The sequence below is a fragment of the uncultured Sphingomonas sp. genome, from assembly GCF_936927845.1.
Classification (GTDB): domain Bacteria; phylum Pseudomonadota; class Alphaproteobacteria; order Sphingomonadales; family Sphingomonadaceae; genus Sphingomonas.
Genome location: NZ_CAKZHV010000058.1, coordinates 212,818 through 226,225 on the forward strand (window position 1 = coordinate 212,818; position 13,408 = coordinate 226,225).

Annotated in this window: 15 protein-coding genes; 10 read left to right on the forward strand and 5 right to left on the reverse strand. The window is 67.5% G+C overall.

Annotated elements, in window-relative coordinates; translation table 11 throughout:
- Window positions 1–7 precede the first annotated feature (7 nt).
- The gene (locus tag Q0579_RS10065) at window positions 8–367 is read right to left on the reverse strand and encodes a hypothetical protein (RefSeq protein ID WP_298811824.1); all 360 of its coding nucleotides are present in this window, start codon (window positions 365–367) and stop codon (window positions 8–10) included.
- Between the two features lie 179 nt (window positions 368–546).
- Between Q0579_RS10065 and Q0579_RS10070 the strand changes: the two genes are divergently transcribed.
- Together Q0579_RS10070 and Q0579_RS10075 are read left to right on the forward strand one after the other, a co-directional pair.
- A complete protein-coding gene (locus Q0579_RS10070; protein WP_298811826.1) occupies window positions 547–753 on the forward strand; it encodes a hypothetical protein in 207 nt (68 codons plus the stop codon).
- A gap of 118 nt (window positions 754–871) precedes the next feature.
- The gene (locus Q0579_RS10075) at window positions 872–1,102 is read left to right on the forward strand and encodes a hypothetical protein (RefSeq protein ID WP_298811828.1); all 231 of its coding nucleotides are present in this window, start codon (window positions 872–874) and stop codon (window positions 1,100–1,102) included.
- A gap of 88 nt (window positions 1,103–1,190) precedes the next feature.
- Here the strand turns inward: Q0579_RS10075 and Q0579_RS10080 are convergent, their stop codons facing one another.
- Window positions 1,191–1,736 (reverse strand): DUF177 domain-containing protein, encoded by a 546-nt coding sequence (locus Q0579_RS10080; protein WP_298811830.1) that lies wholly within the window; start codon window positions 1,734–1,736, stop codon window positions 1,191–1,193.
- Entirely contained in the window at window positions 1,733–2,242 is a 510-nt protein-coding gene (locus Q0579_RS10085; protein ID WP_298811831.1) for a ubiquinol-cytochrome C chaperone family protein, read from the reverse strand. Before Q0579_RS10085 ends, Q0579_RS10080 begins: the two co-directional genes overlap by 4 nt.
- Window positions 2,243–2,418: 176 nt before the next feature.
- Here Q0579_RS10085 and bamE point away from each other — a divergent pair, with 176 nt between their 5' ends.
- The 8 genes from bamE (at window position 2,419) to Q0579_RS10125 (ending at window position 12,208) form a co-directional block, all read left to right on the forward strand.
- Complete coding sequence (gene bamE, locus Q0579_RS10090) at window positions 2,419–2,895, forward strand: outer membrane protein assembly factor BamE (protein WP_298811832.1); 477 nt, start codon at window positions 2,419–2,421, stop codon at window positions 2,893–2,895.
- 152 nt (window positions 2,896–3,047) lie between these two features.
- Entirely contained in the window at window positions 3,048–3,599 is a 552-nt protein-coding gene (locus Q0579_RS10095; RefSeq protein ID WP_298811834.1) for an RcnB family protein, read from the forward strand.
- A gap of 347 nt (window positions 3,600–3,946) precedes the next feature.
- Window positions 3,947–5,320 carry a glycosyl transferase family protein gene (locus Q0579_RS10100; protein ID WP_298811835.1) on the forward strand — a complete coding sequence of 458 codons (1,374 nt, stop codon included), beginning with the start codon at window positions 3,947–3,949 and terminating at the stop codon, window positions 5,318–5,320.
- Window positions 5,317–6,384 carry a hypothetical protein gene (locus Q0579_RS10105; protein WP_298811837.1) on the forward strand — a complete coding sequence of 356 codons (1,068 nt, stop codon included), beginning with the start codon at window positions 5,317–5,319 and terminating at the stop codon, window positions 6,382–6,384. Before Q0579_RS10100 ends, Q0579_RS10105 begins: the two co-directional genes overlap by 4 nt.
- A gap of 66 nt (window positions 6,385–6,450) precedes the next feature.
- Window positions 6,451–7,365 (forward strand): sulfite exporter TauE/SafE family protein, encoded by a 915-nt coding sequence (locus Q0579_RS10110; RefSeq protein ID WP_298811838.1) that lies wholly within the window; start codon window positions 6,451–6,453, stop codon window positions 7,363–7,365.
- A 47-nt stretch (window positions 7,366–7,412) separates the two neighbouring features.
- Window positions 7,413–8,132 (forward strand): TIGR02186 family protein, encoded by a 720-nt coding sequence (locus tag Q0579_RS10115; protein ID WP_298811901.1) that lies wholly within the window; start codon window positions 7,413–7,415, stop codon window positions 8,130–8,132.
- A gap of 127 nt (window positions 8,133–8,259) precedes the next feature.
- Window positions 8,260–9,882 (forward strand): DUF87 domain-containing protein, encoded by a 1,623-nt coding sequence (locus tag Q0579_RS10120; protein ID WP_298811902.1) that lies wholly within the window; start codon window positions 8,260–8,262, stop codon window positions 9,880–9,882.
- Between the two features lie 1,390 nt (window positions 9,883–11,272).
- Window positions 11,273–12,208, forward strand: coding sequence for a ribose-phosphate pyrophosphokinase (locus tag Q0579_RS10125; RefSeq protein WP_219769256.1), 936 nt, complete (start codon window positions 11,273–11,275; stop codon window positions 12,206–12,208).
- A gap of 297 nt (window positions 12,209–12,505) precedes the next feature.
- Here the strand turns inward: Q0579_RS10125 and Q0579_RS10130 are convergent, their stop codons facing one another.
- Together Q0579_RS10130 and Q0579_RS10135 are read right to left on the reverse strand one after the other, a co-directional pair.
- Window positions 12,506–12,832, reverse strand: coding sequence for a PilZ domain-containing protein (locus Q0579_RS10130; protein WP_298811841.1), 327 nt, complete (start codon window positions 12,830–12,832; stop codon window positions 12,506–12,508).
- A gap of 24 nt (window positions 12,833–12,856) precedes the next feature.
- On the reverse strand, window positions 12,857–13,381 hold the full coding sequence (locus Q0579_RS10135) for a sterol desaturase family protein (RefSeq protein ID WP_298811843.1): 525 nt from the start codon (window positions 13,379–13,381) through the stop codon (window positions 12,857–12,859).
- Window positions 13,382–13,408 lie beyond the last annotated feature (27 nt).

The window sequence follows — 13,408 nt, forward strand, 5'->3', positions numbered from 1 at the left end:
AGGCGGGTCACGCCTCGCCCGATCGCTGCGCCGCCAACCACCGGCGTACCCGCGCCGCGCCCATCAACACCTCCGGCATGCCAAGCCGTGCGCGAATGCTGAGCAGCAGCAGATAGGGCAGCATGAACCCCGCTCCGCCGATGAACGCCAGCGCCGCAAGCAGCAGCCCGCCGGCGCTGAAATCGTTGCGCCACGCCGTCCACAGCGCCGCCAAAACGAGGAAGCAGAGAAAATCCGTGTTGAACTGGCCCGGCCACGTCACCGCGGCGATGTCGCCGAAGAAGACGGGCAACAGGTCGAGGCCGTGCCGCGCGACGACACATGCCGTATAGACGACGAGCGCGGACCAGCCGGTGATCAGCAGCACGCGAAACACCCTCATATGCTCGTCCTCCCGCCAGCTTGCCGCGAGGATGCCCGACCGGCACAGTGTCGGCAATCCGGCTTTGCTCGAACATCGCGCGCCAGGCCGGTCTTCGCCTTTCCAGGGCTTTGTCAACGGTTGCCGTCCTAGGCCGATCCGCATCATCCTGCCAGAGCGTATCCGTGGACCGTCTCATTGATCTGACGCTGAAAGTGTCGCTGCTGCTCGCCAGTCTCGGATCGTTGCTGTCGCTGACCAAGATGATGGTCGAGCATTTCACCCCGGCGCATTATTACTGGTGGGCCGCGGTGGCCTTCTTCGGCGCGACCTTTGCGCTCGCGGCGGCGATCAGGCTGCGCGGCGGTGGGGTGAGCGCCACGCCCGCCTGACCGACCGGCTGCCTCACCGCGCGCGCCGCAGCGACGATCGATGCGGCGGCGTCGGGCAGACATGCCCCCATCCGCGCGCCCGTGCGTTGTGCGTCCTCACGCCAACGGAGCCAAGACCATGACCGACGACACCGCCGTCCAGGCCCGCCGCCGCGAAATCGCGAGCGAGCATCTGCTCTTCAAGCTGATCGAGTACGTCGAGGCGCGGCATCCCGGTCTGCTCGACTTTCTCGAAGGCAGCCTCGACCACCTCGGCGATCCGGCGCGTGACGACACCAAGGACGATGCGGCGGTGCGCGCGATCGCGCAGCGGATGATCACCGGCGCGCGCGCCGAAGGCGCGGAATAGGATCGCGAAAGCGCGGATGTCACCCGAGGTCGCGCGTCTCCGATCGCGAGGGTAAGCGGGACCCCGGATCAGGTCCGGGGTGACGTGCTCAGGCGCCGCCTTCCAGCTTGGCCTTTAGCGCCGCGAACGGGCTGGCGGGTCGCGCCTCTTCCTCGGTGATGACACCCGCCTCGCGCAGGACCTCGGCCGCGCGCGGACTGCGCGGGAACGGATCGAGCGCCAGCACCATCGTCTCGGCCGCGGTTTCGCCGAGATCAATGCCGCCGCCCTTGATCTCGACCGTGTCGATCTCCTCGCCGGCAAGCTCGTGCTCCTCCTCGTCGCCCGCGTGCGCGCCCTGCGGATGGACGAAGCGCAGCTCGACGCCTTCGTCGATCTGCGCCGGGATCGGATCGCCCGTCACCGAACACGCCTGGGTCACGGTTGCGGTCACCCGCCCGCGCACCGCGACGCCCGCGGCCTCCTGCCGCACGGTGAAGCGGCCTTCGAGCCGCTCGACCGCGAGCAATCCGAATCGTTCGGCGAGTGCTGTGCGTTCGGCCTCGCGCGCGCTGATCATCACTTCGCGCGGCTCCGATCCGATCGCGTCTAGCCGCTCGACGCGGCTGAACTCGGGCGTGCCCTCGACGCTCATGGCAGCCGTCCTTCCATCAGCGCGTCGATCGACGTCTGCTCCAGCGCCGCGTGGAGCGCGAGCAATTCGCGCCGGACATGCGCGACGGCTCCCGGATCGGGTGCCTCGCCGCGGTACAGGTTGCGCACCAGCGCGGCATCGAGCGTCCCCTGCGCGATCCCCTCGCGATACGCACCCAGCCGTCCGCCCAGCATCCCCATCATCCGCCCGACGTGCTTGCCGACCACCATGTCGCCGAAGCCGATCTGACGCACCTGCGCGTCCATGTCGTCGACGAAGCGCTCGGTCAGCAACGCCGACGGCGCGGCTCCGTCGGGATCGCGCTCCAGCCGCAGCTGCACCATCGCCAGCACCGCCGCGACCATGTCGAACCGCCCGTCGAGCGTGTCGGGCACCGCGCCGTCCAGATACCAATGCGGCGCGCGCGCGCGCGCGATCACCGCATCGTACAGCGGCAGTGCAGCGGCGCGATCACGCCCGGCGAACAGGGATTTGAGCCAGCCCAAGATATCTCAACACTTCAACAACAATGGCGTCGATGCGGGCGCGCTTGTGTCGCGCCCACGCCGGGCATATTGGGGGCAAAGGTCGCACCTGTCCACGTCCGGGCACTCGACCGTCCTCGTTGATGCGTGCTCGCGGGCGGGTGCGCACCCTCGAACCCGAGTCCGCCGGAGAGTCCATGCGTTTCCTTCTTCCTCTCGCCCTCACCGCCGGGCTGCTGGCCGCGGGCTGCACGCCGCTGCGCTCGCACCAGGGTTACATCGTCGACGCCGATCTGGTGAATTCGGTGCAGCCGGGGGTCGACAATCGCCAGTCAGTCCTGGCGACGCTGGGTCATCCGAGCTTCGCGAGTCAGTTCAACCAGGGCGACTGGTATTATATCGCGCGCGACAGCCGCAATCTCGCGTTCAACCCGCCTAAGGCGGTTGATCAGTTGACCATGCGGATCAGCTTCGACGCCGCGGGTAACGTCACCGCGATCCGCAAGTCGGGCGTCGATCAGGTCGTCTCGATCGATCCGTCGAAGAAGACGACGCCGACTTTGGGCCGCAGCCGCAGTTTCTTCTCCGAACTGTTCGGCAACATCGGCGCGGTCGGTGCGCCTGGTGCGGGCGGCGGGGCTGGCGGGCGTCCGGGCGGTCGCGACCAGCCGTAACGGCGTCGCCCCACGCCCGCCGGTCCCGCTGCACGCGCGAAGCTGTCGTTTCGCTGACGAATGCATTCCCGCGCGGTTCAGTCGCGCAGGGCTAATCCTCGCTTCATGCCCACTCGCCCGTTCGGCGAGGGGCCGTGAAGAGGAGCAAGTTGATGCGTCGTCTGATCACCACCGCCATGCTCGCCGCCGTGGCATTGCCCGCGATCCCCACCGTCGCCACGGCGCAGTCGCGCGACGAGTTGCGGCGCGACCGCCAGGACATCCGCCGCGAGCAGCGCGATCTCGACCGTGCCTATCGCTACGGCGATCGCGGCGACATCCGCGACCAGCGCGGCGACCTGCGCGAGGCGCGCCGGGAATATCGCGAGGACCTGCGCGGCCGCTACGGTGACCGTGGCCGCGATTGGCAGGGCGATCGCGGACGCGACTGGGGTCGTGGCGACTGGTCGGCCTACCGCCAGCAGAACCGCGCGCTCTACGCCCGTGGCAACTGGCGCGCGCCGTTCGGCTACCAGACGTTCCGGCCCGGTGTCCGCATCGCGCCCAACTTCTACGGGTCGCGCTACGTCATCAACGATCCGTGGCGCTACCGCCTGCCGCCGGCGCGCGGCTACACGCGCTGGGTGCGCCACTACAACGACGTGATCCTCGTCGACCCGCGCCGCGGCGTCGTGGTGGACGTGATCCGCAACTTCTACTGGTAAAGTGAGGATACGGCGCCGATCCCGGTCGGCGTCGCGCCCGGTTCGATACCGATCGGCCGCGCCGCTGGTTACGCGACGGCGCGGCCTGTACCGGCTTGGGAACGGTACCGGTCCCGAAAGGGGGATAAAGGGACCAAAATCGCGAACGCAGCCGCGCCGCTTTTGTTCTCCATCCCCCGATAGATTTCCCCTTGAACACGAACGGGGAGCGCGCACGACGCGCGATCACTGTACATCCGCGGCCCCGGACAATGATCGCCCGACGTCACAAAGCGTAAATTTCTCCGGCTTGTGCCCCGATCATGTATTTTGCAGATTTGTCGCGCGTAATTGGCGCGGGGGCACCAATGGAAAGCGTTGTCACAGCGGGCCTCGCGGCCTGCGAGGTCGTGCTGCACGAAACGATGCTGTTCGCCGCGATCATGTTCTTCATCGGCGGCATCGACGATCTGCTGGTCGACTTGGCGTATCTGTTCTGCCGCCAACCCGCCGGCCTCGTGACCGACCTGCCAGCCGGCGCGACACCGCCGCTCGCGATCTTCGTTGGCGCGTGGGACGAGCAGGCGGTGATCGGTGCGATGCTGACCGCGGCGCTCCGGCGGGTCGATTATCCCGATTACCGCATCTTCGTCGGCTGCTATCCAAACGACCCGGGCACGGTTGCGGCGGTACGCGCGGTGGCGGCGCACGACCCGCGCGTCCGGCTGGTGGTGGGTGAGCGCGCCGGTCCGACCACCAAGGCCGATTGCCTCAACACGCTGTGGCGCGCGCTCGAACGCGACGACGCGTGTGCGGGACGACGAACGCGCGCGGTGATCCTCCACGACGCGGAGGACGTGCTTCATCCGTGCGAGCTGCGCGTGGTCGCGCATCACTTGGGCGACCACGCGCTGGTGCAATTGCCCGTCGTCCCGTTGATCGATCCCGCCGCACCGATGGTAACGGGGCATTACGCCGACGAGTTCGCGCTCGCGCACGCGATTGCCTTGCCGGTACGGAATGCGCTCGGCGCGGCGATGCCGCTCGCGGGCGTCGGCTGCGCGATCCGGCGCGACGCGCTCGACCGGCTCGCGCGTGCGACCGGTGACGCACCGTTCGAGCCTGCCAGCCTGACCGAAGATTACGAGCTCGGCCTGCGCGTCGCGGCGCTCGGCTTCAGCAGCCGCTTCGTGCGCGCGCGCGATGCGAACGGCACGCTGGTGGCGGTGCGCGCCTATTTCCCCGACACGGTCGCCGCCGCGGTGGTGCAGAAAGCGCGCTGGATGACGGGCATCGCGCTCGCCGGCTGGGATCGTACCGGCTGGGGCGGTCGCTGGCGCCTCGTCGAATTGTGGATGCGCATGCGTGACCGGCGCGCGCCGCTCGCGGTCCTGACGCTCGCGGTCGGTTACCTGGCGCTCGTCGCCTGGGGCGTGTCGATGCTGGGTCACGCCTGGCTCGACAGCGCGCCGCCCGCGATCACCGATCTGCTCGCGGCCTTGTTGTCGATCAACGCCGCGCTGCTCGCGTGGCGGCTTCTGGTGCGCGCGCGCGCCACCGCGCACGAACATGGCTGGCGCGAGGGGCTGCGATCGGTGCCGCGCGCGGTGCTGGGCAACGTCATCGCGCTGCTCGCCGCCAGGCGCGCGGTGTGGCGCTACATGGGCATGCTGGCGGGCCGCGCACCGCGCTGGGACAAGACCGCGCATCGCTTCCCCGCAGCGCTGCCCGGCCCGGCATGAACGCGCGCGGGATGCTCGCGCGCGGCATCGGCGGCGAGGGGCGTCCCCTGCGCTTCCTGATGCTGGTGGTCGGCGGCTGGAGCGGCGCGCGCATCGCGCTGCTGTGGCCCGATCCCGCGCTCGATCGGGTCGTCGCGGCACGGCGCATCGCCGCCGCATCCCCCGCCAGGCAACCCGCGCCGGCGCCGCTGATCGCGCTCGGCAGCGCTGCCGCGTCGACGATCGCGCGCCTGTCGCTGCCGCGCGAGACTGCGATCGTCACCCTCGCGCGCCGCGACCGTGCCACACCCTTGGTGGCGACAGCACCTGCACGCCGCATCTCACCCCCGCTCGTCCCCGTGATCGCAACCGTTGCCTCCGCGCCAATTGCGCCGCTTCTCGATGCTCAAGCAGGCGGCGACGCGGCGCAACCGGTCGCGGCCACGCTGCCGCGCCGCGCGCGCTGGTCCGGCAGCGGGTGGGCGCTGGTCCGCGGCAGCGGCGCGGCCGGCGGGGTCGCGACGCCGCAACTGGGCGGCGGTCAGGTCGGCGCGCGTCTTGCCTACCGACTCGATCGAAGCGGTCGCGTGGCGGCGGTGGCGCGTGTCGCCGCCGCGCTCGGTACGCGCCAGCAGGAAGCCGCGCTGGGCGTCGAATGGCAGCCGACGCGCCTGCCGGTCCGGCTCGTCGCCGAACAGCGGATCGGTGTCGCCGGCATCCGCGGCGGCCCCGCGCTGGGGCTCGTCGGCGGCGTCGGCGCGCTGCCGCTCGGCGCTGGCCTGCAAGCGGATGGCTACGCGCAGGCGGGGGTCGTCGCGCGTAACCGTGCCGATGGTTACGTCGACGGCGCCCTGGTGATCGCGCGACCGGTGGTGACGCGCGACGCCATGCACGTCGAACTGGGCGTCGGCGCCTGGGGCGCGGCGCAGCGCCGCGCATCGCGGCTCGATCTCGGCCCCGCGGCGATCGTGGTGCTGCCGGTCGACCGCCGCGCGATCCGCATCGGGATACAATGGCGCGAGCGCGTGGCCGGCAACGCCCGGCCGGGATCGGGTGCGGTGCTGTCGCTCGGTACCGATTTCTGACGTGACGAAGGCGTGGTGCGCCGCCCGCGGCTATCGCGCCCGGCGGTAAACGACTAACCCGGCGCCATGGACGTCTACCTGCCGATCGCGAACCTGTCGGTGAACGCGCTGGTGATGATCGCGCTGGGCGCGGGCGTCGGACTTCTGTCGGGAATGTTCGGCGTCGGCGGCGGCTTCCTGACCACGCCGCTGTTGATCGTCTACGGCATCCCGCCGACCGTCGCGGCGGCCTCGGCGGCGAGCCAGGTGACCGGGGCGAGCGTGTCGGGCGTGTTCGCGCATTTCCGCCGCGGCGGCGTCGACGTGAAGATGGGCGCGATCCTGGTGGCGGGCGGCGTGGTCGGATCGATGGTCGGCGCGTTCCTGTTCCGCTTCCTGCAGGCGTCGGGGCAGATCGATACGGTGATCGGCATCATCTACGTCGTGCTGCTCGGCTGGATCGGCACGTTGATGGCGACGGAGGCGATCCGCTCGATCCGCGTGCTGCATGGTGCCGCCGCATCCCGCCCGCGCCGCCGCCGCCATCACCCGCTGGTCGCGAGCCTGCCGTGGCGGACGCGCTTCTACGCCTCGGGGCTCTACATCTCGCCGCTCGCGCCGCTGCTGCTCGGGCTCGGGGTCGGCATGCTCACCGTGCTGCTGGGGGTGGGCGGCGGGTTCATCCTGGTGCCGGCGATGATCTACCTGCTCGGCATGGCGACCAGTGTCGTCGTTGGCACCTCGCTGTTCCAGACGCTGTTCGTGACGATGGTGGCGACGATGGTTCACGCCACCACCACCAAGGCGGTCGACATCGTGCTGGCCGGGTTGTTGCTGGTCGGATCGGTCGCGGGTGCGCAGATCGGCGCACGCTTTGCCAATCGTGCGCGGCCCGAATATCTGCGGCTCGCCCTCGCGGTCGTCGTGCTGCTGGTGTGCCTGCGCGTCGCGCTCGGCCTCGCCTGGCGCCCGGACGAGATCTACACGGTTGAACTGTCGTGAAGCGTGCGCGCGCCCGCTTGGCGCTGCTGCTCGCCGCGCCGCTGGTGATGGGGCAGGCGAAACCCGTGCTCGTTCCCGACGTGTCGCAGCGCGATATCGAGATCAAGTACAGCTTCACCGGCGCGGAATTGCTGCTGTTCGGTGCGATCCTCTATCCCGGCGGTCGCCTGCCCGAGCCCGGCCACCGCACCGATGTTGCGATCGTGCTGAAAGGCCCGGCGCAGTCGATCATCATCCGCGAAAAGGAAAAGGTCGCCGGCATCTGGGTCAATGCGGAGGCGCTGCGCTACCGCTCGGCACCGTCCTTCTACGCCATTGCCTCGTCGCGCCCGATCGCCGCGCTCGTAGATGCGCGCACCCGCGCGATCTACGAACTGGGGCTCGACAGCCTGCAACTCTCGCCCGCCTCCGCCGCGCCGTCGGTGGTACAGGACCGCTTCACCCGCGGACTGGTCGAGCAGCGCCGCCGCACCGGCTTGTTCGTCGAGGCACCCGGCGCGGTCGAGATCACCGGCGGCGTGCTCTACCGCGCGCGCCTGACCATCCCCGCGCGCGTGCCGACCGGGCGCTTCACCGCAGAAACCTTCCTGATCCGCGACGGGCGCGTACTCGCCGCCGCGGTGCGCGACATCGACGTGCGCAAGACCGGGTTCGAGCGGTTCGTGACGCGCGCCGCCGATCGCCACGCGATCCTCTACGGCCTGACCGCGGTCGCCTTGTCGGCCTTGCTCGGCTGGGGCGCGGGGCGGATCGCGCGTAGGACGTAGATCACGCACGTATCCCTCCGCTTCGGACGCAATTACCCAAAATTTACACCTGCCCGTTATCGCTGTCAGGCATGATCGGCGTACCTGCATGAACGACCAGCCTTCCTCCCACGTCTTCGCGCAAGCGATGGCGGCTCCCGGCGGCATCGCCTCGCCCGCAGAGCCGATCGGCTACGTGCTCGAGGTCGCGGGATCGCGCAGCGAGGTGGTGCTCGACATTGCCGCGCTGACGCCGCTCGCCGCCAGCACTGACGCCGTGCTCGCGAGCGCGGGGCAGGTCGGCGGCCAGCTCAAGGTGCGCATCGGCCAGGCGTGGTTGATCGCCAGCATCCGCTCGCTCCAACTCGCCCCCGGTGCCGCCGGGCAGATCGTCGCCGCGGTCGATTTCCTCGGTGAGGGCGATGAGGAGCGGCTGACCCGCCGCTTGTTCAACTTCCGCCGCGGCGTCACCCGCTACCCGATGCCGGGCACCGAGGTGTTTCCCGTCACCGCCGACGATCTGGCGCAGGTCTATGCCGCCGACGATCGCAGCGTGATCGAGGTCGGGCACGTCTACCCGACCGATCACGTCCGCAGCGCGTTGTTCGTCGATGCGATGCTCGGCAAGCATTTCGCGCTGCTGGGTTCCACCGGTACCGGCAAGTCGACCGCCGCCGCGCTGATCCTCCACCGCATCTGCGAAATGGCGCCGCAGGGCCATATCGTGATGATCGACCCGCACGGCGAATATGCCGCGGCGTTTCGCGACAATGGCGCGCTGCACGACGTCAACAACCTTCAGATGCCTTATTGGCTGATGAACTTCGAGGAACATTGCGAGGTGTTCCTCACCTCCTCGGGCGCCGATCGGCAGGTCGATGCCGACATCCTCGCCAAATGCCTGCTCGCCTCGCGCGCCAAGGGGCGAGTGGGGCAGGAGATCCCCAAACTCACCGTCGACGCGCCGGTGCCCTATCTGCTCAGCGACCTGTTGCAGCTGATCCAGCAGGAGATGGGCAAGATGGACCGCGCCGGCTCCACCGCGCCCTACCTCAGGCTCAAGACCAAGATCGAGGAGATCAAGGCCGATCCGCGCTTCGGTTTCATGTTCTCCGGCATGCTCGTCGCCGACACGATGGCGGCGTTCGTGTCGCGCATCTTCCGCCTGCCCGGCGGCGGCAAGCCGATCTCGATCATCGACGTGTCGGGCGTGCCGAGCGAGATCACCTCCGTCGTCGTCGCGGTGCTCAGCCGCATGGTGTTCGACTTCGCGATCTGGTCGCGTAACGAGCCGCAGCGCCCGATCCTGCTGGTCTGCGAGGAGGCGCACCGCTACGTCCCCTCCGACCGCGAGCGCCAGGGCGCGGTGTCGCGCATCCTAAGCCGCATCGCCAAGGAAGGCCGCAAATACGGCGTCTCGCTGGGCCTGATCACGCAGCGTCCGTCCGATCTCGCCGAAGGCGTGCTGTCGCAGTGCGGCACGATCATCGCGATGCGGCTCAACAACGAGCGCGATCAGGCGTTCGTCCGCGCCGCCATGCCCGAGGGCGCACGGGGCTTTCTTGATTCGATCCCCGCGCTCAGGAACCGCGAGTGCATCATCTGCGGCGAGGGCGTGTCGATCCCCGTCCGCGTCGCGCTCGACACGCTCGAACCCGCGAAGCGCCCGGCATCGGCCGACCCCGTCTTCACCGAATTGTGGCGCGAGGTCGGCGGCGAGGATCAGATCGTCCAGCGCGTCATCCAACGCTGGCGCGCGCAGGGGCGGTAACTAGGGCCGGTGGTTCGAATGTCCGCTTTTGGTGGGAAGCGGACGTTCACCGATCATCAGCCCTCCGTTGCATTGTGGGCGTGAGCGGACGTTCTGCCCTTAAGGGGGTGGCGGTCGTGATAACCATTGTGACGAGTTGCATCTCCGCCGTGCAGAAAGAGGCAACTACTACCGCACCGGGGAAAGCCGGCTGAGCAAGCCAGTTAGATAATTTTTTATCCCGCCACAGGAGGGTCGCGGCATAAAGCCGTGGTACCGAGACCGAGAGGGATATTTAGCGCTATCTTTTAAACTCACGCGAACGAAGATTTACCAGCGTCGACGGCTCCCGCGGATTGGGCACGTAGACACCGGTAAGCGGGCCAGGCTGGGTGCTGGAAGCGCTGTCAGACGCGCGCTGGTCAAGATCGCCACTGCTGATTGGCAAGTACGATGCATATACGTGCTTAATAATAACGCGGTTTTTACCAAGTTTGTATTCCTTCCCGACTTGCAGAACAGTAGCCACTTTGCGCGCGCTACCCGGTACGAATATCAAATAAGGGCAAACTGTTTGGGGTGGCGGGAGTTTGGACAGGTAAGAACCGGGTTCGGACCGGCGAGATTGAGGTTCGGGCCGACAAATCTCGATCGGCCTTCCCGCATTGAGTTTGACAGCATCTGCATGACGCTCCGTAAATGTCCGAGCGCGAGCTGATTTCGTGTGTCCGGTGCCTATAATACCATCTACCGTAAAGACAATTGTATCCCAGGTTTCCACCTCTCCTCGATATACAGCACGAAACAGAGCAAATATGTCACCCGCTTGTCCCACAGGAAGGCGCAAGGCATTGCCCTTAACCCTGATAAACGAGGGTGTGATACCACTATCCTTGGTCGTTATTAACCAATCTTCTGACGCCTTGGCTTTGCGACCATTTACTATTGCATAGAGGTCGAGACGGAGAACGCTTGCGTGAACACCCGGCGAGCACGATGTAATACAACCCAAGATTGCCATAAGTGGATATACTCGCCACAGGCATTGCCGTGCTTTCATGATAACGAACTCACAAAAGTGATGCGATGTCATAACGCTGCGCAGGGTAAAATTATTTATAAGATGCCGAAGGATATAAATTGTTGATCGAACAATTCGAGTATGGTGAGGCCATAGCAGAAAGGAACGGGAGCGGCCCCATCGCTTGACGATGCCGGTGGAAGAAGAGGGCGTAACATCCGCTCTCAGGCGGAACTAACATTAGCCGAATATCGCATTGTGGGCGAAAGCAGACCTCGCCTGCGCCCACCCAGGCCTGATGCCGGGGCCGACTTCCCGGCGCCCCACACCCCCGCCCATTGCCATCGCGCGCACGACGGCTAAAGCCGACGCGCGAAAGGGTATTCGACCATGAAGCTGTTGACCGGCAACTCCAACCTGCCGCTCGCCACCGCGATCTCGGATTATCTCGAGGTGCCCCTGACCGAGGCGCTGGTCAGGCGGTTCGCCGACGAGGAGATCTTCGTCGAGATCATGGAGAATGTCCGCGGCGAGGACGTGTTCCTGCTCCAGTCGACCAGCTACCCGGTCAACGACAATCTGATGGAGCTGCTGATCATGATCGACGCGTGTCACCGCGCGTCGGCGAAGCGGATCACCGCGGTGATCCCATATTTCGGTTACGCGCGGCAGGACCGCAAACCGGGGCCGCGCACGCCGATCTCGGCCAAGCTCGTCGCGAACCTGATCACGACCGCGGGTGCGGACCGCGTGCTGTCGGTCGATCTCCACGCCGGACAAATCCAGGGCTTCTTCGACATCCCGACCGACAATCTGTTCGCCGCCCCCGTCATGAGCGCGGACATCCGCACGCGCTTCGGCGACAAGAACCTGATGGTCGTCTCGCCCGACGTCGGCGGCGTGGTGCGCGCGCGCGCCTTGTCGAAGCGGCTCGACAACGCCCCGCTCGCGATCGTCGACAAGCGACGCGAGCGCGCGGGCGAATCAGAGGTCATGAACATCATCGGCGATGTCGAGGGGCGCTTCTGTGTGCTGATCGACGACATCGTCGATTCGGCGGGCACGCTCTGCAACGCGGCGGCCGCGCTGCGTGAAGCGGGGGCGGAGGACGTCGTCGCCTATGTGACGCACGGCGTGCTGTCGGGCGGCGCGGTGGCGAGGGTCGAGGGCTCGTCGCTGCGCGAGCTGGTCATCACCGACTCGATCGGGAACCACGAATCGATCGGCAAGGCGGAGAAGATCCGCCACCTGACGATCGCGCCGTTGTTGGCGGAAGCGATCAAGCGGATCGCGGACGAGACGAGCGTGAGCAGTCTGTTTGACTGACGGGTGAAGGCGCGACTGCGTTCGCGCCGGTGCTGCGAGAGCGGCATCACCCGGCACGGCCGGCGGACAGGCGCCAGCCTGATCCGGCCGACGACGCGGGCTCTGCCCGCGTGAACTTTCCGCCTCCCAGCTCGCGCCAGCCAAGCTGGCGCTTCGGCGGCTGCACGATCCCGCGTTCAACTAAGCCAGCAGAAACAAGAAACGCGGGCAGAGCCCGCGTCTCGGTCAGGTTCGGCTGCGCCGCCCTGCCGGCAGGGCGAGCGGTTGGCTGGCGCGACCAGCGCGACGCGGTCGCGCTTACCGCTCGCCCAAAGCCACGATATGATCAAACACCGCGGGGTGCAGCGGCTTGGAAAACGCACAACCATAGCGGAACTTGTCACGCCACGCGACCACCGCCTCCACCGCGGCCAGCCCGGGCAGCGTCAGCCACACCGTCGTCCCCGGCCACAAGGTAAAGCTCGTCTGCGCGCGGAAACCCGTTACCGACAGATCGACCACGTCGATCTCGAACCGCGTGTTGCCGCGGTCGCGCAGATGCGCCTTCATCTTGACCGCCCGGCGCAAAGCGTGGCGGTGTTCCTCCGCTTCGGAGGGGGCGGGGATCGGGACGGCGGGTTCCATGCGCCGACTCATGCGCCCAAAGGGTTAATCTTCGGCAAAGACCGATGGATGCGGCAACGTCGACTGGCGCACGCCCTTGCGTCCGCGCCGCTTCAATTCGGCCTTCAGATCCTCGGGGCGCGGCGCGACGATGAAGCCGAAGCTGACGTTGCCCTCGCGCGTTTCGACCACGTGGTGCAGCCGGTGCGCCTGCACGATCCGCTTCATGTAACGGCCCTTGGGCAGGTAGCGCGTCGGGATGCGCCGATGCACGATCACGTCGTGGAACCCGAAATAGATCATGCCATAGGCAGCGACGCCCGCGCCGATCCACACGAACCCCGGCCACCAGCCGTAATGCAGCGCGCCGTAGATCATCAGAACCGACGGCACGGCGAAGATCACCGCGTACAGATCGTTCAGCTCCCAATGCCCGTCGCGCGCGCGGTGATGGCTCTTGTGCAGGAACCAGCCGGGCCCGTGCATCACCCAGCGATGCATCGCATAGGCGAAACCCTCCATCAGCACGACGGTGACGAGGAACAGGAGAAGCGCGGACCACGGAGCCATTGTGTCCGCGCATATAGCGTTCGCGCG